The sequence below is a fragment of the Psychrobacter sp. AOP7-B1-25 genome (assembly GCF_052376195.1).
Taxonomy (GTDB): domain Bacteria; phylum Pseudomonadota; class Gammaproteobacteria; order Pseudomonadales; family Moraxellaceae; genus Psychrobacter.
Genome location: NZ_JBQSVK010000005.1, coordinates 21,398 through 43,295 on the forward strand (window position 1 = coordinate 21,398; position 21,898 = coordinate 43,295).

The following is a 21,898-nucleotide window of genomic DNA, read 5'->3' on the forward strand; positions in this document are numbered from 1 at the left end:
AATTGTTGTCAAAACATTTACTCTGAGAATAATTATTCTAAAATCGAAATTCTTTACTCAGCTTTTTCTGTCTCTGCAACGTCAGGTTCATCTTCGTCTACCATGACAATGGCTACATCTTGCTGTTGACGCTCATCAATAGCGTCCTGTTCTAATACTTCTTCAGTTGCAAGGGTGACACCATCAGATTTTTGCGATTGATATTTTAAAGTAGCGAGTGTACCAAGTATACCAACGACAAGTATGATGATGAGAATAACAGGATTTTTCCATAGCGGTGTGGAGGCCTCATACTCAATGGGCTTTTCACTGGTGGTGGTTGGTGTATTGTCGTTATTGCCGCCAATCAATCCTAAGCTTACCAAAGGCGGTTTGGGTGGGTTCGCTGGTTCAGAGTTAACACGCAGTCGATTTCGGCTGAGATAGATATCTGATATTTTGGCCAGTTGTAATAACCAACGTTGGTGTGGCAAAACAACGGCATGCATCTCGGTAAATACCAGCATATCGTTGTGGCGACCTTGCTGTAGATTATTAGGTGAGCGACCAATGGCTTTTAAGTAATTGCCTGTTGCCATTTGCATGTCTTGCACAGGTTCATAGTTTTCTGGTTTGAAGCCAGTCAGTTCATACCAGTAAGGATCAAAAGAGGGTGGGGTGCCTGATAACTGCTCAGCATTTAATAACGTACGCTCCGCGTTACTCTCTGAGTTATTCTCTATAGCTTCAACATTCTCTACCGCTTCAGTAGTTGGTTTAGGTGCGTCACTATTACTTTCTGTATCAGTAGATAAGGTATGCGTAAGCTGTGAATCAAACCGTGCCGCTGATAAAAACTGTGGTTGTAGTGCAAACCATTTGTTGATTTCATCACTGTCTAGTTGACTGTATTCTGTCAGAATAGCCAATTCACGCAGTACAATCACGCACAAAGAAGTGAGTAGAATTTGAGTCTGTTGCGTCGTTGCATCAATCTTCTCGGCGATATGTTCGCTTGCCTTTATGACACGGCTGTTATCGCTAAATACGGCATCTGCCGCATCGTGACGATGGTAAAGTGTAGAGCTAATAGTCGCAAAGTTCATTGAGTTATACTGTCGTAACTCTTTGACAGCACTACGACTAAATAGTTTCTTGCTGATGGCTTGTCCCTGATGCCGCTGCTGATAGGCCAGAAGCGCACTTACGATAGCTTGTAGACTGGCATCTGTCCCTAAGCGCGCTTGCGGTAGAGAAAGCTGTGCCGCATCGGCCAAAAGTGACAGCATAGGCTGGGTATCATGATATAAAAAATCATACATCGACACACGTGTCGGTGAAATAGTCGTCATAATCTGCTAGCATCAAAAAGTGTGCCCCTATATTACGGTGCCAAATGTCTTGATACAATCCCTTGATAATAGAAATTTTCAATCATTTTACGAATAACCTTGATAGTAATCTGATGAATGACTGATAGTCGGAAGCATTTATGATAAATAACGAGACGCTTGATAAACAACTAGTGATTAATATCGCTGAGCAAACATTAACGATGTACCAACAGCAAACTGAGGTTGCTAAATACGTGGTCTCCACTGCGAAAAATGGTATTGGTAGTCAGCAGGATAGTGGCTGCACGCCGCTAGGTAGGCATATCATTGAACAGAAAATAGGTGGTAGTGAGCCTATGAATGCGGTATTTGTCGGGCGAGTACCGACAGGTGAAATATATGATGCAAACCTTGGTGAGTTACATCCCAAACGTGACTGGATATTGAGCCGTATTCTTTGGTTAAGCGGTCTTGAAGAAGGGGTAAACAAAGGTAGCAATAGTAAAGGTGGTTGCGATACTTATGAGCGCTATATTTATATTCACGGTACACCCGATACTGAACCAATGAGCATCCCGCTATCTCATGGCTGTATACGTATGCGTAATGAAGATATTGTAGAATTATTTGAGCAAGTAGAAGAGGGTATGCCCGTTACGATTGTTGCTGAATAAATCATGTTGTACCTTTAACTACGGCGCTGATAGAGGCTACTTAAATACAATAAAAAAGGCCAGCCTGTTATATAACAGGCTGGCTTCTCTATGGAACGTTTTTACTTTATGAGAGCATTATCTGTATAAAAAACAATATTACTACTACCAAAACGTTGAGCTGTCTGCAAATTTTGCTAAACGTACATCAATATGGTTTTGGTCACCAGTAAGTATAGCGGCAAACCAACCCGCACCATATAAAGCATTAGCGTCTGTTTTTGATTTTACTTCATAAAGTTTCTGATATTGATTATCATCGTTCAGTTGCTCTAATGCTTTCTGCGCTTTTATCAACCGTTTTAGCCAACGTTTGGTTTTCTTCTTAGCTTTTTTCTTACTTAATAAAGGTGCGGAGAATTCACCGATGTAACGTAAATTTCTTAATTGGTTAAGCAGTTCACTTTCAGACTGGTCATCATAAGCAGTGTCTGTGCTTGCATTTGCGCCACCACTCACAAGCTCGATATCAGTTACTTTGTCAGTTTTTTTATTGGTTTTAACGAATTTTTTATATTGCTTAGCTAGGGTTTTTTCTAACTTGTCTTTGGCCAGTTGGTCAGTCTGAGGTTCAATGCTTGAGTCGCTCATGGTAAAAGCAATCAGCTCTAGCAAAGTTATCTGAAAGTCATTGGCTTGCAGCGTATTGATAGGTGTGATTTTTATATCTTCGATATCTGTCGTCCAGTCAACGACAGGCGCGCCAAGTGATTGAAGCTCAGGTTCGATCTGTGCATTGATATAAGCAAGTTGATAATAATCGCTAAGCAAGGTTGCGGTTTGATTAAGTATCGGCAGCCATTCAGGATTAATCTCATTAGAGAAGTTGGCAAATGCTTTTAATGCAGTACGCAAGCGATCAATACCTATCCGTAACTGTAGAATATGATTGTCTTCTGTGCTGCCAGCAACGATAGCACTGCTATTTGGTAATATCTGTAATAAGCAATTATGTACGACTGCACGTATAAAGGCGGTCGCGCTGCTGTCCTTGTCTATTTTTAATTGACTAAGGTTTACGTTGACTGCTGGACTGTGGTTTTGTCCGTTAATAAGCAGGCCACCGTTTTCAGCTTTGGTAACGGTAGATAGACATAACTTATAGCGTTTACACCATGTTTTTGCAGTTGTAAATAGAAAGTCTAAATCTCCTGATACCAATTCGAACTCTATTTCTTGAATATCTTTGCGTAGCGAATCATCGGTACCATGAATAATCTCCCCTTGGTCGTAAGCCATTTCGATACGGTTATCGGTTCCGTTCTCATTGCTTTCTGTTAGCAACCGAGTAGTGCGCTCGACACCAGTGACATACAGCCGTGTTAATGTCTTTGCTAGCTTTGTGATTTTGAATTCAGCCAATGCAGTAGCGATTGGAGTGTCTTCATATATTGTTAAGTCAGGCATCAGCTCATTATTATTGAGCATCGTTTGTACTTGATCGTTATCGAGCACGGCATTGTGCTCTAGGCGTGCGGCGATACCATCACCACCAGCTTTAATGGTTTGGACCCATGTATCACCTTCTTTGCGAATACGTAGGCCAATACCTGCCTGTGCAAGCTGCTGGTCAGTCGTATCGTAGTAGTGCGCAGCCAGTTGTGTCGTTTGTGAAGATTTAACGTGCGTTTGACGCATTAAACCCTTTAGTCGCGACTCTGGTACCAAAAACTTCAGCTCTATCTCTTGCATATTAGCTCCTAATCATTCTGACTGATGGCTCTGATCGATGGTTGCAATAAACAATTATTAGTCTACCACTCTCTGATTATTTAAACCGCAATAAAAAACCGCCCTACATCATGTAGGGCGGTTTTTTGATAAATACTGCTAGTTTGTCTGTAATTAGAACTGGTTCATTGTGTTCTTGCCACCGCCAGCTTTCAGAGCGTTATCGCCTGAGAAGATTTCTTTGTGGTCATCGCCAAGGTCAGAACCAGCCATTGCTTGGTGCTTAACACAAGAGATGCCTTCACGGATTTCTTTACGCTGTACGCCAGCTGCATAAGCAAGCATGCCTTCTTCACCGAAGTAGCCTTTAGCAAGTTCATGAACGCTAAGAGCAGTCGTGTGGTAGGTCGGTAGCGTGATTAAGTGATGGAATACACCAGCTTCACGTGACGCATCACGTTGGAAGTTCTTAGCGGCTACGTCAGCTGCTGCATCAAGCTCAGTACCGTCATAATCAGCACTCATCAAGTCATCTTTATTGTATGCAGAGATATCTTTGCCCTCGGTTTCCCATTGAGCGATAATTTGCTTACGGAAGTTAAGCGTCCAGTTAAATGATGGGCTGTTGTTATATACCAGCTTCGCTTTAGGCTGTTGCTCTTTGATACGGTCTACCATTGATTTGATGTGGGCAACATCTGGTGTTGGTGTTTCAATCCAAAGTAGGTCAGCGCCATTTTCTAAAGCAGTGACACAGTCAAGAACAACGCGGTCGATGTTAGTATCTTCACGGAAGCTGTACAAGCCGTTCGGCATACGAACTGGACGTACTAGCTTACCATTGTGCTTAAGTAGGCTGTCGTTTTCGTTAGCGTCTTCAATACTCACTTCTTCCATTTCTAGGAAGTCGATGTATTTAGAAGCAAGATCGCCTGGCTCATTTGATACTGGGATTTTTTGTGTTAGTGATGCGCCTTCAGAGTCAGTACGGGCAACGATCACGCCATCTTCAACACCTAGCTCTAGGAATGCATAACGGATAGCGTTGATTTTCGCAATGTAGTCTTCATGCGGTACGGTTACTTTACCTGCTTGGTGACCACACTGCTTAGCATCAGATACTTGGTTTTCAACCTGAATGGCACAAGCACCAGCTTCAATCATTTGCTTAGTCAACAAGTAAGTCGCTTCTTCGTTACCAAAACCTGCATCGATATCAGCAATGATTGGTACAACATGTGAATCAAAGTTTTCGATTTTCTCTAGGATGGCTGAAGTATCTTGACCCGCTTCTTCGGCAGCGTTTAGCTCGCGGAAGTAGTCGTTTAATACTTTAGCATCTGCTTGACGTAGGAAAGTGTAGATTTCTTCGATTAGCTTAGGTACTGACGTTTTTTCGTGCATAGATTGGTCAGGTAAAGGACCAAACTCAGAGCGTAGGGCCGCAACCATCCAACCTGATAGGTAGATATAAGTTTTAGAAGTCGTACCGAAATATTTTTTCTTAGCATACATTGTTTGCTGTGCAACAAAACCATGCCATGCACCTAAAGACTGGGTGTATTGAGATGTATCATTGTCATAGTCTTCCATGTCTTGACGCATGATTTTTGCAGTATATTTTGCGATATCTAAACCTGTTTTAAAACGGTTTTGTGACATCATACGTGCGGCATCAGTCTCGCTAATGTTCTGCCAGTTACCGTGCTTTTGCTTTAATTCACGTACTAAATCGATCGCTGATTTATATGCAGTTGACATCTATGTCTCCTTGGTGGGGTGTAAAAAACAAATAAGTTAAATACTAAAATAATGAGTATGTTGCTTTACTAAAGTTTTGTACTAAAAAATGCTATTCAGAATCTGTTTGGTTATTTATCGAAGCTCTATTTACCCTAAACAAACCGCTATGCTATTACAAGAAATTTGCTGAACTCCACAGTTAAAAATACTTGCTAACTTGTAAAGGTGTATCGATTTTAACTATATATCTGTAAGGTATTTAAATACTTCATAGGCAGTAATGTCATAATTGGTAGCTGGAAGTGTTACAATAATAAGTTAAATTAACCATATTCAATGACTGACAAAAGCCGTTAATATATTACTGAGCTACAATATTTAATCAGGTGAGAACGGACGGTAAATCAAAGATTCATCGTCTATGCTGCAAATCCTTTATAGAACTCACTATAACCACCTTGCCAAGATTTATCTAATTTATGATAGTTATCTTTGGTATTTCTATATGATATAATACTTATATAACAGGCTCTTAAGATAGGTTGAGTAAGTTGTGATGTGAGTCTATCAAAGAGATTTCGAACCAAATTAGTAAAAAATAATGAAATTACGCTGTTGCAGTGTATAAACCATCGTAGCAATGTTACAAACGCCAGTCTTAACGTGGTGTTTATTCAAAAGCCAAGAGAACTAAATATGAATTTGCAGCGGGTCGATTTAAATTTATTAGTCCATTTAGATGTGTTGCTACGAGAAAAAAACGTTACTCGCGCAGCTGAGCAGCTTGGTATTACTCAGCCTGCCATGAGTAATATTTTGCGCCGTCTACGTAAGCTGTTTAATGATCCATTATTAGTACGTTCGTCAGAAGGTATGACGCCGACTGAACGTGCCCTTGAATTACAGCCACGTATCCGTGAGATACTCGCTGATTTGACTCAAGTATTGGAGCCACGTACCGAATTTCGTCCTTATAGTACGTCACGCGTTTTTCGTATCATGACATCGGATTATGCCGAAGCGACCTTGGTGCCTAAGCTAGTAAAAGCACTACGTTCAGAGGCACCAAATGTTATTTTGGATTTCTTGACCCCATCAGACGTCTCTTATCGAGATATGGAGCAAGGACGAGTAGATCTAGCGATTAACCGCTTTAACGAGATACCTCAAAGCTTTCATCAGGTACTAGTCTGGCGTGATACTTTTAGCTGTCTATTATCTTCTGACAGCCCTTATGCCAATCGTTTTAACTTGAAAAACTATCTAAAAGCACAGCATGTTTGGGTATCTAAAACAGGTATGGGTGTAGGGTTTGGTGTGAACCCAGAGAAGTCAGGTGGATTAGGATCTATCGATCAGGCATTGCAGCGCCTTGGTCAAAAACGCCAAATTAGTGTTTTTACTCGGCATTATCAAATGCCTGCCATGCTTGCAGCAAACAAAGACTTGATAGCGACGTTGCCCACGCGTGTGGCAAGAATGCAGGCAAATAACGATAGCATCATGATGGAAGATCCACCGTTTTTTATTCCTGAGTTTGAGCTTACGATGGCATGGTCACCTCTGTTACAGCATCACCCCGCTCACCGCTGGTTACGCCAGCTAATTATGCATGTAGCGCGTCAGGTCGTTGCTGAAGAAGAAAATCCGCCACAAGAAATACCCGTTATCAATCATTTATTTTGATGGGTTTGTGTGATTAAGATTACGTCACATTATGGCGGCATATTGTTGAGCCTTTATGCTCTAGTAAAAATATTTTTCTTTGTATCCTACTCTGTATCGTTACTAAACCAGCCCCTAGGCTGGTTTTTTTGTTCTAGCAGTTAATAGTTCATATATGTCATTTAGCCATCCTTAATAAGTCAGTCACACTATTAACATCTTAATCACACTTCACAATATATTGTAAAACTGTTCAGCGAAAAGCTTGTTAAGATAACCACAGATAGAAAATCACCTATTAGTAATTTACTAGTCGGTAGCTAGTAGTAATTTACTAGTCGGTAGCTAGCAATTCATTAATCGGTAGATAGCAATCTAATAACTAAAATAGTAATAGCAAAATAATTACAAGTAATAATCCCCACGAGCACACAAAATCGAATAATAAGGACAGTAACTATGTCAGACATTACTACTATCAACCCAACCACGGGCGAAGAAATCAGTAACTATAGCTATATGAGCAACGACGAAGTTAATAAAATTGTCGATGCTTCACATAACGCGTTTCTAGAATGGCGAATTGTCAGCCATGAAGAGCGCGGCCGTGTTATTAAATCTATCGGCGATAAACTGATGGAGTATAAAGAAGAGTTATCAAAACTGATGACAGAAGAGCGCGGCAAATTGTACAGCCAAAGCATGGAAGAGATTGATTTGTGCAAAGCCATCTGTGACTACACTGCTGAAAACGGCGTCGCATCTTTGGCTGATGATGTACGTGATATCGAAAGCATGAAAAAAGGTCTGGTGACGTATCAACCTATCGGTATCATCTACGGTATGCAGCCATGGAACTTCCCTGCGTATCAGGTCTTTCGCTATACGATTGCGAACTTGATGGCGGGTAACAGTGTCCTACTAAAACATGCGTCTAATGTAACAGGCTCTGGCTTATTAATTGAAAAAATTCTTCATGAATCAGAACTGCCAAACGATTTGTTCCGTACGATTATCATTGATCATGATCAATCAGAAGAACTGATCGGTAATGATAAAGTACGCGGTGTCACACTAACAGGTAGTGACAGTGCGGGTGCCCTTGTTGGACAACAGGCAGCTAAAGCAATCAAGAAAGCGGTATTAGAACTTGGTTCAAATGATGCATTTATTGTATTAGAAGATGCTGATATCGATATTGCTGTAGAGACTTGTACTCAAGCCCGTCTAATCAACAATGGTGAAACTTGTGTAGCAGCTAAACGCTTTATCGTAGTCGATAGCGTATATGACGAGTTCCGCAAACGTATCGTCGAAAAATTTGAAGGTACCAAAGCTGGTGATCCAATGGATGATAGTTCAGATATCGGACCATTAGCGCGTGCGGACTTACAAGAGCAACTACACGAGCAGGTAGAGCAAAGTGTGGCCAAAGGTGCGACAATTGCGGTCGGTGGTAAGGTACCCGAAGGTAAAGGTAGCTTTTACCCAGCAACTATCTTAGAGAATGTAGAAAAAGGTCAGCCTGCGTATGATGATGAACTGTTTGGCCCAGTAGCATCATTGATTCGTGCCAAAGACGAAGATGATGCAATGCGCATTGCTAATGACAGTCGTTATGGTCTAGGTGGCGCGATTTTCTCAAAAGATGAAGAGAAAGCTGTTCGTCTAGCACGTGAGCAATTTGACACTGGTATGGTTTATATCAATGGTTACGGTCTTGCTAATCCTGCATTACCATTTGGCGGTGTGAAAAACTCAGGCTATGGTCGTGAGCATGGTGGCTTTGGTGTGAAAGAGTTTGTCAATATTAAAGCAGTTCATGTATTTTAAGAATGATTTAATTAAACGACTTAGATAAATAGTCTTAACAGATAACTATTTACGATTTTGAATGTTAGATGATTTCAGACGATAGATAGTTGTTGAATTAGAAAAGCCCAGTTACTCATTACGAGTAACTGGGCTTTTATTTTGCTATCCGAATAGGATTAAAAGCAGCTTAGTAAACTGCAATTTTTATCCATCAATAAGTAGCTGCAAAGGTAACGTGGGTAGGTAAGTTTCTGATGACGTATTAACTGTTTCAAGTGATAGTACATTTTTTGCTAGCAATAAAATTGTCCAAGGTAGTAGCTGATGTTCAAGCTTCTGAACTCGTGACTGCAAGCTATCTACTGTCTCGTTGATATCGACATTCAACACGGCTTGAGTCAATACCTGACCTGCATCAAGCTCTGCTGTCACTTTGTGGATACTACACCCGTGACGACGTTCACCTGCTTGTATGACTCGCTTGTGAGTATCTAAACCCTTATAAACCGGAAGTAGAGAAGGGTGAAGGTTAATCATCGGTGCTGGTGCATTATCAATAAATGAACCACTTAACACGCGCATAAATCCAGCTAAGACGATCAAGTCAGGTTGCCATGCTATTAGCTGCTCATTGGCATGAGTTTCAAACGTTTTGATACCCATACGTTTGCCACTAGCAACGTGCGACAATACCGCTACTGGAATATTGGCTTCTTTAGCACGTGTCAACGCATAAGCGTCTTCACGGTTGCTAATGACCCCTACGATTTCTATCGGTAGCGCGCCTGCCTGCATTGCATTGATTAATACTTGCAGATTGCTACCGCTTCCTGAGACTAGCACAGCAATACGCAATGGCTTGATAAGCTGGCTTGTATTATCAGTTGACATTAACGGTACACCACTGCATCCGCTTGGTCATCAGTGCTGCGCTTGACCATCTCACCTATTTGCCAAGCTGTCTCGCCAGCATCGGTCAGTGTCTGAATAGCAGCTTCAGCTTTGTCTTTTGGCATAACAATGACAAAACCAACGCCGCAGTTAAAGGTACGGTACATTTCACTCTGTGCGATGTTGCCTTGGGTCTGTAGCCAAGTGAATAGCTCTGAGAATTGCCAGCTATTGGTGTCGATGCTAGCGGCTAGATCATCAGGTAGTACACGCGGTAAGTTGTCCGTCAGGCCGCCACCTGTGATGTGTGACATCGCATGTAAGGCTGAGCTACCAAGTGTGTCTTGTAATGCCTTGATGGCTTTTACATAGATACGAGTAGGGGCCATTAGCGCGTCTTGAATAGGCTGGCCGTCTAGTTGCTCATCACTATTGGTCACGTCAACACCGCTGACTTCGATAACTTTACGCACTAATGAGTAGCCATTCGAATGCGCGCCACTTGAGGCAAGCGCAATCAGTACATCGCCTTCTGCGACATTTTCACCAGTGACGACTTCTGCCTCTTCAACCACGCCCACACAAAATCCAGCTAAGTCGTAATCGTCATCTTGATACATACCTGGCATTTCAGCAGTTTCACCACCAATAAGCGCACAGTTAGCAAGTTTACAGCCATCACCGATACCAGTCACGACAGTCGCTGCTACATCTACATCCAGCTTACCAGTTGCATAATAGTCTAAGAAGAATAGTGGCTCTGCACCGCAAACCAATAGATCATTGACACACATCGCAACCAAATCGATACCGATTGTCTCGTGACGGTTCAATTGTAGGGCCAATTTTAGTTTTGTTCCGACACCATCCGTACCAGAAACCAATAGTGGCGAGGTATAACCTGTTGGAATACGGCATAACGCGCCAAAACCGCCAAGTCCACCCACGACTTCAGGACGAGTAGTGGCTTTTGCAACGGACTTGATTCGCTGCACCAAAGCATCGCCTGCATCGATATCAACACCGGCATCTTTGTAGCTTAAAGAAGGCTTGTCACTCATAGTCATCTCACAGTTGGGGATAGATAATTGGGATTAGAAGGTAAAGTAATTGAGCACGCAAAAATCAGCGTTATAACGTTTAAAGACAAAGTTTAAAGACAGTGCGCGCATTATACCCAAAAACAGACCATACTCGCAAAGCAACTTGCCAATATTTGAATAAGATTTGCGCTAAGGGGCAAATTAGCAGTTAAGAAACAAAAAATGACTGATTTTTTGTTGTGTTCTGCGATAATAGAACGCTAGATTTATTGTTAATAATAGCTTTAATACAAGTTCATATGTGATTGACAGCATAGAAAATAATAAACATAAATTTGTCAAAAATTAAACGTCTTTGAAGGTTTTGATACATCTCAGCTTAGCTAGCTAAAAATAACTAGAAGAAAAAGAAACTCACCTAGTGAAATAGCATAATGTTGTATTCATTTCATTTAGAAATTACTAGCAGTATATTGTTTTTGATCACTTTTCAAACCCGTCCAACTATAGGATTACTTGCCATGATAAACCAAACAATAGATCCTTTTTTCCGGCGCTTATTTATTGTCGTGGCGTTAGTTGTGGCTGTGTTTCTTTTGTATTTGATGATGCCTGTCATCGTACCCTTCGTTTTTGCCTTTATGCTGGCTTACCTATTTAACCCTCTAGTCAAACGCTTATCGAAATACATCAAGCGTTGGGTCGCAATCATCATTGTTTACTCGACGATTACTTTGGGGATGGCATTACTACTTTGGTGGTTGGTACCAACATTGTGGCATCAGCTGCAAGCGGCTTGGGATTATCTGCCAAAGATATTTAATTGGTATAACCAAGTAGTACGAGAGTGGTTCAACAGTAATACCCGTATAAAACTGCCTGAACTAGAGTCGAAGGAGTTCTCTGATACACTTGTCGATTATATGCAGACTAACTATAAGTTCGCTGATGCCAGTACCATGATGAGTCAGATACTGACCTCAAGTATGAATTTCATTAATAATGCAGGTCTCATTGTATTGGTGCCAATTTTGACTTTTTATTTCCTATTCAATTGGGATCAACGTTTGCAAAGTTGGAAGATGGCGATACCAAGTGCTTACTGCCAAAAAGTGACCGAAATAGCTAAAGAGTGCGATCTTGCATTGATGGCATTTATCAAAGGTCAATTACTCGTAATGGTGTTACTAGGCGCTATTTATGCGGTACAGTTGCAGCTTATTGGGCTGGAGCTTGGGCTTATTATTGGTATGGTAGCAGGCATTGCCAGTTTTGTACCGTACTTAGGGTTTGGTATTGGTTTTATCGCAGCTATTATCGCCTGCTTATTTCAGTTTGGATTGGACTGGACGTATTTGTCATTAGTTGTAGGTGCGTTCTTGATTGGTCAGGCGGCAGAAGGTTATATCCTGCAACCGTTGCTCTTAGGTGATAAGATTGGGCTATCGCCACTATGGGTAATATTCGCCGTATTGGCTGGTGCTAGCTTATTAGGTTTTGTCGGTATGCTGATCGCTTTACCAGTATCTGCTGTTCTAAATGTTCTGTTCCGCCATTTATATAATTATTATCGTACGACGGACTTTTATAAAGGCCGCAAACAATTGGCATTGTTTGAAAAAAGATAATTACCTTATTATTGAATATACTAGATAGAGATAGGTATACAATATAAGTATAGGAACGCAATGACTGATAAGGCTTAATGGGCAAAAGACTTGTCAGTCATTTTGTAAATATGTTATATATAGGCGCAGTGTTGATAGTATCAACCGTTTTGGTAGCAGTTTTGCTAAAGTTGTTTTCTACAAAGTAATTAACCGATTTTGCAAAGGCTATAGGGTCATTAAATGCATTTATATCGGCTAGTACTGATAGTAATAGATATAGCTTAAAGCAACCCACTTTTTTATTATATTTTTCATTGCACTACGCAATACGAGTTGATGATTCATGGCAGAAGCACAGCTAAGCCTCAATCTGGACATTAAACATGATGCAAGTCTCAGCGACTTTGCTGGTCCTGGTTGGATGTCGATTATCGATGCAGTACGACAGTTACATGTCGGCCTGATCGGTCAGTTATATCTGTTTGGTAGCCCTGCCACAGGTAAATCTCATTTGCTATCTGCTATTTGTGAGTCATTTATCGAAATGGATAAATCGGCTATCTGTTTGTCTCTTAATGAGCTGATTCATACAGATGTCCATGTACTCTCATCGTTAGAAAACTTTGATCTTATCGCTATTGATGACTTGGAAGTGCTTGAGCAAAGCGGCCAATGGCAAGAAGCTTTGTTTCACTTGATTAATCGTAGCCGAGAAGGGCAGCGTCAATTATTGTTTGCAGCCAATAAACCAGCTGGTGACTTGCCATTTCAGCTAAGGGATTTGATGACGCGTTTGGCACAAGCACCTACCTTTAAAGTACCTACTGGCCATGATTTGGCAGACAGACAAGCATTATTACAATCTATTTTACGTCGGCGCGGATGGCAGTTTGACGATCGAATTATTGATCACTTATTGACTGATGGTCCGCATCGTATCGGTGCGATGATGGAAGTGCTTAATTATATTCAGCCAATGTTTTCTAACCTTGGTCGCAGTAATATCTCAAAAGCAGTAATAAGTGATGCTTTGCGTACCATCGATGAGCAGACGCTTGCGGCGGAGCTGGCAGATATTGCTCAAGAGACACATATAGATAATGATACTCCCGATCAAGACCAGCACACGATGCCACTTGATTTTTAATAGCAAGATTTTTAGCAGTAAGAAAAACGAATAACCCTAAGAATACGAATCTTTTGCCCAACTCGCTTTTACTATTAATGGAATAACTTATGAAATCGAATGCTTCTTTGCTAAAAAAATTAACGATAGGCACGTTGTTGTTAGGTGCTGCCTCGGTTCCTATGTTGTCACAGGCAGCAGTGACTCTACAGGTTGATGACCATATCAAAGTAACCGCTATTAATGGGCAGGAAGTTCAGCAGAGCGCTTTTCAAGCTTTGCAGAAAACATTTACGTTACAGCCTGGACAACATGCTATCACCGCTAAATATGATCGTCTGTATAACTTGCCTCGCGATCAGCACGACTATTTGCGTTCAGGTAATGTCAGCGTGACAGCACAATTGGCCGATAACCAAACGTATCGTTTGACTATGCCTAACCAACCAGAAGCTTATGAAGCGGCTAAAGACTACGCCAAGCAGCCAACGCTCGCTGTCCAGCAGAACAATACTGTTATCGCTAGTCAACAAAGTATGGTGGGTAATCAAGGCGGCATATTCTCAGGCATCGGTAAAGCATTAGGCGGCGTGTTTGGCGGTGCAGGTGACGCAGAGCTACAGAACCAACGTGCTATTGCCTCTTTAGATCAACCAGCAGCAAATACTACTAGCAACGTCAATACTGGTACGACTACTGTTAACCAAGCTACTAGTATGAATACTTCCACTAGTACGCTAGATACATTTATGCAAGTCTGGCTACAAGCCACGCCTGCTGAACGTGAAAAAATGCGTCAATGGATTCAACAGTAGACTGATATTTTTCGAACCGGCAAACAATAAAAAAGCACCCAAATGGGTGCTTTTTTATTGTTTGGATTTTCATGAGTATTTAGATAAAAGATTATATTTCACTAGCCCAAGAACGCATTGTACATCCATACAAGTTTTTCTTGCTCTTGTACGTAGGCATCAACTAAATCAGCAGAACCTTGGTCTTCGCTTTCTTCTGCTAGTGCTGATACTTGACGCTGCTCTGCAATCAACGCTTGCAAGCCAGTGACGACACCTTTTACACAGCTCGTGCCATCTTTAACGTTTTTATCTTCACTGATGCTAGTATGCTGTGTAAAATCGCTGTAAGCATGGAGTGGTGTGCCACCCAAGGTTAAGATACGCTCAGCGATTTCATCAATTTGAAGTTGTAGTGACGTATACAATTCTTCAAATTTTGGATGCAAGGTAAAGAAATGCTCACCTTTTACGTTCCAATGATAACCACGTACGTTTAAATAAAACACGTGATACGTCGATAATAGATTGTTTAGTTGAGCAATAACTTCGCTCATGTCTGCTTTTTCTAGACCGATCTGGTTAGTAGCATTGTTAGAATTACTCATAGTATTGTCCTTATAGTGTGAGTGTAGTTGTACGATACTGAATAAAGAAGAGTAGAGCTTTTAACGAGCTAAGGTACGGATAAGAACGCTTTGACTTTTATCTGTATCTATTGAAATAAACTCTACCTCTTCCTTTGATGCTTATAATAATAGCAAACTATTATTAATAAGTTAAATTTAATAAATGCAATTTTATGATTTATTTTATAAAACTAAAAACAGCTTTCTCTGTTATTTTTCTCAACGATAGAGAAACTTAACTACGGTTATGCTGGTGGCTGCAAGTTTTCAGGGTTCAATCCTTTAATAGGAACCACTTCTTGTAGATGCTGCCGTACTGTATCAATAGGAAACTTCTGTGCTTGCAAACGTTTCGGCACGATTTGACTGCCTTGCTGACCTTTCATCTCAAACATCATAAAGATATAGTCGTCAGTCTCATCCCAGCTCTTGATAGACGTCCAAGGAATAACCGCTTGTTGGGTCGCGCCTGCACGCATCTGCATACCGCGCATTTGTGAGTTTTTCATCATATCAGGCTGGTTGCTTGGCATTGCCATGACTAGACCATGCTTCTGCACGCCTAACTTCATCTGACGCATTTCATCTGGCATCTCTTGGTCGGCCACTTGTTTGTCAAATTCTCTTTTTACATACCATTTAAAACCTAAGGTACGCGCCAATAGATAAATCACCACACCAACCAGCATTAACCAAAATATGATGGTTGAATAGCCTGTTACAAAGATAAGTCCTGCAATAGCAAGTACCACAACCACTGCCATGATGATCCACTCTTTGGTCTTAAAGCTTGATAAACCAAAAGAAGGGCTGGCACTGGCAAACAGTTCATACTGTGCTTGATGAAATTCAGCCTCAGTTAGGTTTAAGGCGACAGGTTGGAGCGTGTAGGGGTACAGGGCCATAAAGGTTTCTCAAATACTTATATTAAAAGCGTTGGATTAAAACTGCCAAAGCGAAGCAGCGATGCTGTACTTGGCTAGAAGTGAATAAAGGTATGCGCTTATCTTACCGAAAAGTACTCCTAAATGAAACATATAACCAAGGCTGTTCACGGATAGATGTCATATTAATGCCGTAGTTCACGCTCTATACTCAGCTTATTAAGACGAGACGAAAGCAAAAGTGAGTAATTAAAAATAGAGTAACTTGCTATAAGCGATTGGCATAATGAATAAAAGCTAGTGAAAGTCAGTTGAAAACAGTGAAAAGCAGCCAAAGATATCCAAAACATGGTCAAATCTGCTGTGTCTTGGTATTATAGCGGCTACAAGATATGTTGGTACAAGACATAACGCCATAGCCCGTTGTCACAAAGACGCTGATAGCGATGTGCTAGGCAACTATTATATTAATAAACCTTTTACTCACCTTTAGTGTTACAGGCAACTACTATGATTGATCCGAAACTCTTACGCGGCGATTTGAACGACCTACAGCAGCAGCTAGCCACCCGTGGCTATGAGCTGGACATGGCGTTTTGGCAGACGATTGAAAACGAGCGTAAGTCGCTGCAAATCAAAACTGAAGAGTTGCAATCGCGCCGTAACGCTGGTGCTAAGCAAGTAGGTGCCCTAAAAAAATCAGGCGAAGATGCCAGTGAGCTATTGGCTGAGATGCAAAGCGTCAGCGGTGAGATTAAAGCGGCTGAAGACGAGTTACGTACTCTGCAAGAGCGCATTACCCAAGCAGCTTTGCAAATTCCAAACATTCCAGCGGCAGATGTACCAGTGGGTACGTCAGAAGACGATAACGTAGAAGTGCGCAAGTGGGGCACGCCGCGTACGTTTGATTTCGAGATTCAAGATCATACTCATATCGGTGAAACGCTTGGTATGCTCGATTTTGAAGCCGCGACTAAGTTGACTGGTAGCCGTTTTAACGTGCTAAAAGGACAATTGGCACAATTGCATCGCGCGTTGATTCAATTCATGTTGAACACGCATACTATGAAGTACGGCTATCTTGAGACGTATGTGCCTTATATTGTTAATAGCGATAGCTTAAAAGGTACGGGTCAGTTACCTAAGTTTGAAGATGACTTATTTAAGCTGAGCAATCACACGAATAATGATGAGATGGACTTTTATCTTATCCCAACGGCTGAAGTGCCAATGACCAACTTGGTACGCGGCGAGCGTTTGGATATCAAAGAGCTACCATTAAAGTTCACGGCGCATACGCCATGTTTCCGTAGTGAAGCTGGCTCACACGGGCGTGATACTCGCGGTCTGATTCGTCAGCATCAGTTTGAAAAAGTTGAAATGGTCAATGTTGGTACTGCTGAGCAATCTGATGACTTGCTTGAGGCAATGACAGGGCAGGCTGAATATATCTTGCAGCAGTTGAACTTGCCATACCGCACGGTACAGCTATGTACTGGCGATATGGGTTTTGCTGCACAAAAGACTTATGACATCGAAGTATGGTTACCAAGCCAAGACACCTACCGCGAAATCTCAAGCTGCTCTAACTGTGGTGATTTCCAAGCACGCCGTATGGGTACGCGTGTCAAAGATGGTAAGCAAACCAGCCTTGCGCACACCCTAAACGGTTCAGGTCTAGCAGTTGGTCGTACGCTATTAGCAGTGATGGAAAACCATCAAAACGCTGATGGCAGCATTACGATTCCAGAAGTATTACGTCCGTTTATGGGCGATTCTGAGACTATTTCAGTTTAATAAATTGGCTATAAGTAACAAGCTACAAGTCCATTAAGTCACTCGCGGCTTGTTACTTATGATTTAAGTAAAAGTACGTCATTACTTATCGTTTAACAAAAATGATGTGAGTCATTGCTAAATATAAACGGTCCTGTCACCGCATTTTTGGCTAGGCTTATAGCAAATATGTTAATATTGCATTTTTATTTTATAGCCTATTCATTAAAGGCGCCTGCCGCGTTTTTGATGGATTATCCTCTGAGTAAACTCTCCTCTTATCTTTATACGACTCATTCGAATATTAGGACACTCTATGCCAGCTCCAATTAGCGAACGTAAACTAGCCAATGCCATCCGTGTACTGTCGTTTGACGCGGTTCAAAAAGCCAACTCTGGACATCCGGGTGCGCCAATGGGTATGGCTGATATTGCCGAAGTTTTGTGGCGCAAGTTTTTGAAGCACAACCCAGCAGATCCTAATTGGCACAACCGTGATCGCTTTGTATTGTCAAACGGTCATGGCTCGATGCTTATTTATTCGTTGTTACATTTATCAGGTTACGATGTCAGCGCTGATGACCTAAAAGGTTTCCGTCAGCTGCATTCAAAAACTCCAGGTCACCCTGAGCTTGGCTACACGCCTGGTGTAGAAACGACGACTGGTCCACTAGGTCAAGGTATTGCCAATGCCGTTGGTTTTGCGATTGCAGAAAAAACCCTAGCCGCGCAGTTCAATCGTGACGGTCATAATGTCGTTGACCATAACACCTATGCATTCTTAGGCGATGGTTGCTTGATGGAAGGTATCAGTCATGAAGTGTGCTCACTGGCTGGCACGTTGGCGCTTGGCAAATTAGTATTTTTCTACGATGATAACGGTATCTCAATCGATGGTAACGTCGAAGGCTGGTTTACAGACGATACGCAAGCGCGTTTTGAGTCTTACGGCTGGCAAGTTATCAAAGTCGATGGTCATGACACTGATGCAATCACGCAAGCAACTGAGCAAGCGATTGCAGAGACTGCTAAGCCAAGTCTCATCATTTGTAAAACAACGATCGGTGCTGGTAGCCCGAATAAGCAAGGCCTAGCAGCCAGTCATGGTGCACCACTTGGTGACGACGAAATCGCCTTGACTCGTGATGCGCTGTCTTGGAAACATGCTCCGTTTGAATTAGATGATGAAATCTATGAAGCGTGGGATGCCAAAGCCAAAGGCGACGTACAGCAAAAGAACTGGGACGCTGACTTTGAAGCGTATAAAAAAGCCTATCCAGAGCTTGCAGCAGAATTATTACGTCGTTTAAATGGCGATTTACCAGCTGACTTTGCTAGCCAAGCGCAAGCCTATATTCAGCAAACGCAAGAAGCGGGTGGTGATGTGGCTAGTCGTAAAGCCAGTCAAAACGCCATTAACAGCTTGCAGCCATTATTACCAGAATTGATGGGCGGCTCAGCGGATCTAGCAGGCTCAAACCTCACGTTATTCAAAGGTGCTAAAGGCATTGAGAAAGATGCTGATGGAAACTATATCTATTATGGCGTACGTGAGTTCGGTATGACCGCGATTGCCAATGGTATCGCACTACATGGTGGTTTTATCCCTTACGTAGCCACGTTCCTAATGTTTATGGAGTACGCACGTAACGCGGTACGCATGGGCGCACTCATGAAGCAGCGCGTCATCCATGTTTACACCCATGACTCTATCGGTCTGGGTGAAGATGGCCCAACGCATCAGCCAGTTGAGCAATTGACTAGCCTACGCACGACGCCAAATTTACGCACTTGGCGTCCGTGTGATGCAACTGAATCGGCTAGCGCTTGGGTAGAAGCAATCAAGTCTGAAAACAACCCATCTGCATTGATCTTTAGCCGTCAGAGCTTGCCACATCAAGCACGTGATAGCGAGCAAGTAGCGAACATCACCAAAGGTGGTTATGTACTGGCAAAAGAACAAGGCGAGCTACAAGCCATCATCATCGCGACAGGTTCAGAAGTTGGCCTAGCGATGGAAGCGTATGAAGCGTTGAGCGCAAATGGTGTTGGCGTCCGTGTAGTGTCTATGCCATGTGCTGAGATTTTTGTGGAGCAAGATGCTAGCTATCGCGAAACGGTATTGCCTGCCAATATCCGTGCTCGCGTTGCAGTAGAAGCCGCTCATGTAGATTACTGGTATAAGTTCGTTGGCCTAGATGGTAAAGTCATCGGTATGACCACTTATGGCGAGTCTGCGCCTGCTAGTGACTTGTATAAAGAGTTCGGTATCACGACTGACGCTGTGGTCGAAGCGGTAAATAGTTTGGTGTAATAGACTTAACTTAATTAGTGTTCAAAAAAAAGCCATCAGAGAAATCTGGTGGCTTTTTTTATATGATTGGTTTTAATAGTTATTTTCAATAGCTAAACACTAAAAAATAAGGGTTATCATTTAGTTTTTTAGTGTAGGTATACTTTATTTTGATATTAAAATATAGCGATGATCATCGTAACTACTGTCTATAATATAACTGGATAAGGACTATAGTGTCTGATTTTATGCTGCTGAACTTTGGATGAGATAAATGGAAAACATACAGCTAACAACACATACAACATGGTTGCAACAAATAGGTCTAAGTGAAGGAGTGATAGCAGCCTTTATCATTGGATTCTTAGGCTTGTGCGGTATTTTCATTACTCAATACTTTGACCGAAAAAAAGAGCGTCGAGCTTTCCTTAGAGAGAAGTTTGAGGAGCTGGTTTTTAGGCTTGCAGATTTTGCTACTCTCGTTAAAGAGCATGAAATCAAAAATTTTCAGGGTAAAGATAGTAAAAGCTTTGATCTGAGTAATTTTGCTAGAGAAGGTGGGAAAGTTGAAATTTTGACAGTATTATATTTTTCTGAGCTTGAAGATGAATGTAAGGTTTTTCTACAGGCAGGATCAGATTTATGTGCCGCTCAGCGATTTCTCGAAATAAACTCTAATGATGAAAACCTAAATAAACTTGAGCAGCGTCAAGCAGATTTTGAAAAAGTTTATAGTAGCTTTTACCACAACATACAGAAATGTATTCCAAAATATATTTAGTTTCTAAGGCGTGAATAATTCAGTCTATACTACAAAAATTAAGTGTACAGTTTTTTATATTTGCTTTATTTATCGTATATATATTTCCTACGATTTCTATTCACGTGTTGAAAGAAAAACTATGTCCCTAAAACCCACCTTCAAAGGCTTCATCGGCGAGACCGTCATCAACGTCGCCATGTGGCTCAAGCTTAAAAAAGATGTTTACCATAGATTAAACGGTATCACCTTGCCACGAGCCAATGGCGGCAGTACTCAAATCGACCATATTATCGTCTCCGTATACGGCATCTTTGTGATTGAGACTAAAAACTATAAAGGCTGGATATACGGTAGCGAGAAGCAAAGACAGTGGACGCAATCCTTCCCCAATGGCAGCAAATACAAATTCCAAAACCCATTGCGCCAAAACTACTTGCACATTAAAACGCTTGCAGATTTATTAGGTTTAGAGCTAAGCTACTTTCATTCGATGATTGCTTTCATCGGTGAGTGTGAGCTAAAAACTCGTGATGAATTACCTGAGCACGTATTGACGAGCGGTATGGCGTCTTATGTAAAGAAAAAGCAAGATAAGCTACTGACTGAAGATGAGGTTGTATCTATCGTTGAGCAGATTAATAGCAATAGATTTAGTAAATCTTGGCGCACTAATAGGAAGCATAAAGCCTATCTAAAAGACAAGCATAGCCCCTCAAACAAACAGCCTAGCGGTGACGCTAATAACAAACCAGCTGCTAAAGTGGCTAATAAGCCTACACTAGAGCCGATAGTAAAAGAAACCGCTAAACGAGCCACGCTAAAAAGCAAAGAAGTGCCTCGCTGGTCTGGTCAAACTGAAGTTGCATCTAACGAGTTACCGATTGATAGTTTGAATACTCATAAGGCAAGCCCACCACAAGATATGGCCGATAAGGTTTTTCTTACGCCGTTTGAAATTATAGAGTCTGAGCCGCAGGTGGAAGCACCTGAGATACCTAAAGAGACAGACGATGCAACTAATCTTGTTCAAATACCAACCTGTCCGAGATGTAACGGCGTGATGGTTGAACGCACTGCGAAAAAAGGCGCACGCCAAGGACAATCCTTTTATGGGTGCGCGCAGTTTCCTACGTGTCGCGGTGTGGTAAATATCGACTAACCACTAATTA

Annotated in this window: 17 protein-coding genes; 10 read left to right on the forward strand and 7 right to left on the reverse strand. The window is 41.7% G+C overall.

The window, feature by feature from the left end:
* Window positions 1-53: 53 nt before the first annotated feature.
* Window positions 54-1,331 carry a hypothetical protein gene (locus ACT3QR_RS06200; protein ID WP_444520518.1) on the reverse strand — a complete coding sequence of 426 codons (1,278 nt, stop codon included), beginning with the start codon at window positions 1,329-1,331 and terminating at the stop codon, window positions 54-56.
* 140 nt (window positions 1,332-1,471) lie between these two features.
* Here ACT3QR_RS06200 and ACT3QR_RS06205 point away from each other — a divergent pair, with 140 nt between their 5' ends.
* On the forward strand, window positions 1,472-1,987 hold the full coding sequence (locus ACT3QR_RS06205; protein WP_444520519.1) for a L,D-transpeptidase family protein: 516 nt from the start codon (window positions 1,472-1,474) through the stop codon (window positions 1,985-1,987).
* 144 nt (window positions 1,988-2,131) lie between these two features.
* Here the strand turns inward: ACT3QR_RS06205 and ACT3QR_RS06210 are convergent, their stop codons facing one another.
* Both ACT3QR_RS06210 and ACT3QR_RS06215 read right to left on the reverse strand, forming a co-directional pair.
* Window positions 2,132-3,718 carry a CYTH and CHAD domain-containing protein gene (locus tag ACT3QR_RS06210; protein ID WP_444520520.1) on the reverse strand — a complete coding sequence of 529 codons (1,587 nt, stop codon included), beginning with the start codon at window positions 3,716-3,718 and terminating at the stop codon, window positions 2,132-2,134.
* Between the two features lie 153 nt (window positions 3,719-3,871).
* Window positions 3,872-5,458: an isocitrate lyase gene (locus ACT3QR_RS06215; RefSeq protein ID WP_192519445.1), complete on the reverse strand. Its 1,587-nt coding sequence runs from the start codon at window positions 5,456-5,458 to the stop codon at window positions 3,872-3,874.
* Between the two features lie 678 nt (window positions 5,459-6,136).
* Between ACT3QR_RS06215 and ACT3QR_RS06220 the strand changes: the two genes are divergently transcribed.
* Both ACT3QR_RS06220 and ACT3QR_RS06225 read left to right on the forward strand, forming a co-directional pair.
* The gene (locus ACT3QR_RS06220; RefSeq protein ID WP_057761159.1) at window positions 6,137-7,126 is read left to right on the forward strand and encodes a LysR family transcriptional regulator; all 990 of its coding nucleotides are present in this window, start codon (window positions 6,137-6,139) and stop codon (window positions 7,124-7,126) included.
* A gap of 438 nt (window positions 7,127-7,564) precedes the next feature.
* Window positions 7,565-8,938 carry an NAD-dependent succinate-semialdehyde dehydrogenase gene (locus ACT3QR_RS06225; protein ID WP_444520521.1) on the forward strand — a complete coding sequence of 458 codons (1,374 nt, stop codon included), beginning with the start codon at window positions 7,565-7,567 and terminating at the stop codon, window positions 8,936-8,938.
* Between the two features lie 186 nt (window positions 8,939-9,124).
* Here ACT3QR_RS06225 and purN read toward each other — a convergent pair whose 3' ends face one another.
* On the reverse strand, window positions 9,125-9,811 hold the full coding sequence (gene purN / locus ACT3QR_RS06230; protein ID WP_444520522.1) for a phosphoribosylglycinamide formyltransferase: 687 nt from the start codon (window positions 9,809-9,811) through the stop codon (window positions 9,125-9,127).
* Window positions 9,811-10,872 (reverse strand): phosphoribosylformylglycinamidine cyclo-ligase, encoded by a 1,062-nt coding sequence (gene purM / locus ACT3QR_RS06235; protein WP_444520523.1) that lies wholly within the window; start codon window positions 10,870-10,872, stop codon window positions 9,811-9,813. The genes purN and purM overlap by 1 nt, the downstream gene beginning before the upstream one ends.
* Before the next feature lie 503 nt (window positions 10,873-11,375).
* Between purM and ACT3QR_RS06240 the strand changes: the two genes are divergently transcribed.
* The 3 genes from ACT3QR_RS06240 (at window position 11,376) to ACT3QR_RS06250 (ending at window position 14,405) form a co-directional block, all read left to right on the forward strand.
* On the forward strand, window positions 11,376-12,482 hold the full coding sequence (locus ACT3QR_RS06240) for an AI-2E family transporter (protein WP_444520524.1): 1,107 nt from the start codon (window positions 11,376-11,378) through the stop codon (window positions 12,480-12,482).
* 325 nt (window positions 12,483-12,807) lie between these two features.
* Window positions 12,808-13,611, forward strand: a complete 804-nt coding sequence (hda, locus tag ACT3QR_RS06245) for a DnaA regulatory inactivator Hda (RefSeq protein WP_444520525.1) — start codon at window positions 12,808-12,810, stop codon at window positions 13,609-13,611.
* An 89-nt stretch (window positions 13,612-13,700) separates the two neighbouring features.
* A complete protein-coding gene (locus ACT3QR_RS06250; RefSeq protein ID WP_444520526.1) occupies window positions 13,701-14,405 on the forward strand; it encodes a DUF2057 family protein in 705 nt (234 codons plus the stop codon).
* A gap of 101 nt (window positions 14,406-14,506) precedes the next feature.
* Here ACT3QR_RS06250 and ACT3QR_RS06255 read toward each other — a convergent pair whose 3' ends face one another.
* Window positions 14,507-14,992: a Dps family protein gene (locus ACT3QR_RS06255; protein WP_444520527.1), complete on the reverse strand. Its 486-nt coding sequence runs from the start codon at window positions 14,990-14,992 to the stop codon at window positions 14,507-14,509.
* A 266-nt stretch (window positions 14,993-15,258) separates the two neighbouring features.
* On the reverse strand, window positions 15,259-15,918 hold the full coding sequence (locus tag ACT3QR_RS06260) for a YcxB family protein (RefSeq protein ID WP_444520528.1): 660 nt from the start codon (window positions 15,916-15,918) through the stop codon (window positions 15,259-15,261).
* 489 nt (window positions 15,919-16,407) lie between these two features.
* Between ACT3QR_RS06260 and serS the strand changes: the two genes are divergently transcribed.
* From serS to ACT3QR_RS06280, 4 genes are all read left to right on the forward strand, one after another.
* A complete protein-coding gene (serS, locus tag ACT3QR_RS06265; protein ID WP_444520529.1) occupies window positions 16,408-17,694 on the forward strand; it encodes a serine--tRNA ligase in 1,287 nt (428 codons plus the stop codon).
* Window positions 17,695-17,989: 295 nt separating this feature from the next.
* Entirely contained in the window at window positions 17,990-19,987 is a 1,998-nt protein-coding gene (tkt, locus tag ACT3QR_RS06270; protein ID WP_444520530.1) for a transketolase, read from the forward strand.
* A gap of 253 nt (window positions 19,988-20,240) precedes the next feature.
* On the forward strand, window positions 20,241-20,747 hold the full coding sequence (locus ACT3QR_RS06275; protein WP_444520531.1) for a hypothetical protein: 507 nt from the start codon (window positions 20,241-20,243) through the stop codon (window positions 20,745-20,747).
* A gap of 121 nt (window positions 20,748-20,868) precedes the next feature.
* Window positions 20,869-21,888, forward strand: coding sequence for an NERD domain-containing protein (locus tag ACT3QR_RS06280; protein WP_444520532.1), 1,020 nt, complete (start codon window positions 20,869-20,871; stop codon window positions 21,886-21,888).
* Window positions 21,889-21,898 lie beyond the last annotated feature (10 nt).

Bases quoted from the DNA above. Each gene is read 5' to 3' on its own strand.
- purN (WP_444520522.1), bottom strand. From the start codon at position 9,811: ATGTCAACTGATAATACAAGCCAGCTTATCAAGCCATTGCGTATTGCT.
- ACT3QR_RS06220 (WP_057761159.1), top strand. From the start codon at position 6,137: ATGAATTTGCAGCGGGTCGATTTAAATTTATTAGTCCATTTAGATGTG.
- ACT3QR_RS06260 (WP_444520528.1), bottom strand. From the start codon at position 15,918: ATGGCCCTGTACCCCTACACGCTCCAACCTGTCGCCTTAAACCTAACT.
- ACT3QR_RS06255 (WP_444520527.1), bottom strand. From the start codon at position 14,992: ATGAGTAATTCTAACAATGCTACTAACCAGATCGGTCTAGAAAAAGCA.
- tkt (WP_444520530.1), top strand. From the start codon at position 17,990: ATGCCAGCTCCAATTAGCGAACGTAAACTAGCCAATGCCATCCGTGTA.
- ACT3QR_RS06275 (WP_444520531.1), top strand. From the start codon at position 20,241: ATGGAAAACATACAGCTAACAACACATACAACATGGTTGCAACAAATA.
- serS (WP_444520529.1), top strand. From the start codon at position 16,408: ATGATTGATCCGAAACTCTTACGCGGCGATTTGAACGACCTACAGCAG.
- ACT3QR_RS06210 (WP_444520520.1), bottom strand. From the start codon at position 3,718: ATGCAAGAGATAGAGCTGAAGTTTTTGGTACCAGAGTCGCGACTAAAG.
- ACT3QR_RS06200 (WP_444520518.1), bottom strand. From the start codon at position 1,331: ATGACGACTATTTCACCGACACGTGTGTCGATGTATGATTTTTTATAT.
- ACT3QR_RS06205 (WP_444520519.1), top strand. From the start codon at position 1,472: ATGATAAATAACGAGACGCTTGATAAACAACTAGTGATTAATATCGCT.
- purM (WP_444520523.1), bottom strand. From the start codon at position 10,872: ATGAGTGACAAGCCTTCTTTAAGCTACAAAGATGCCGGTGTTGATATC.
- ACT3QR_RS06225 (WP_444520521.1), top strand. From the start codon at position 7,565: ATGTCAGACATTACTACTATCAACCCAACCACGGGCGAAGAAATCAGT.
- ACT3QR_RS06240 (WP_444520524.1), top strand. From the start codon at position 11,376: ATGATAAACCAAACAATAGATCCTTTTTTCCGGCGCTTATTTATTGTC.
- ACT3QR_RS06215 (WP_192519445.1), bottom strand. From the start codon at position 5,458: ATGTCAACTGCATATAAATCAGCGATCGATTTAGTACGTGAATTAAAG.
- ACT3QR_RS06280 (WP_444520532.1), top strand. From the start codon at position 20,869: ATGTCCCTAAAACCCACCTTCAAAGGCTTCATCGGCGAGACCGTCATC.
- hda (WP_444520525.1), top strand. From the start codon at position 12,808: ATGGCAGAAGCACAGCTAAGCCTCAATCTGGACATTAAACATGATGCA.
- ACT3QR_RS06250 (WP_444520526.1), top strand. From the start codon at position 13,701: ATGAAATCGAATGCTTCTTTGCTAAAAAAATTAACGATAGGCACGTTG.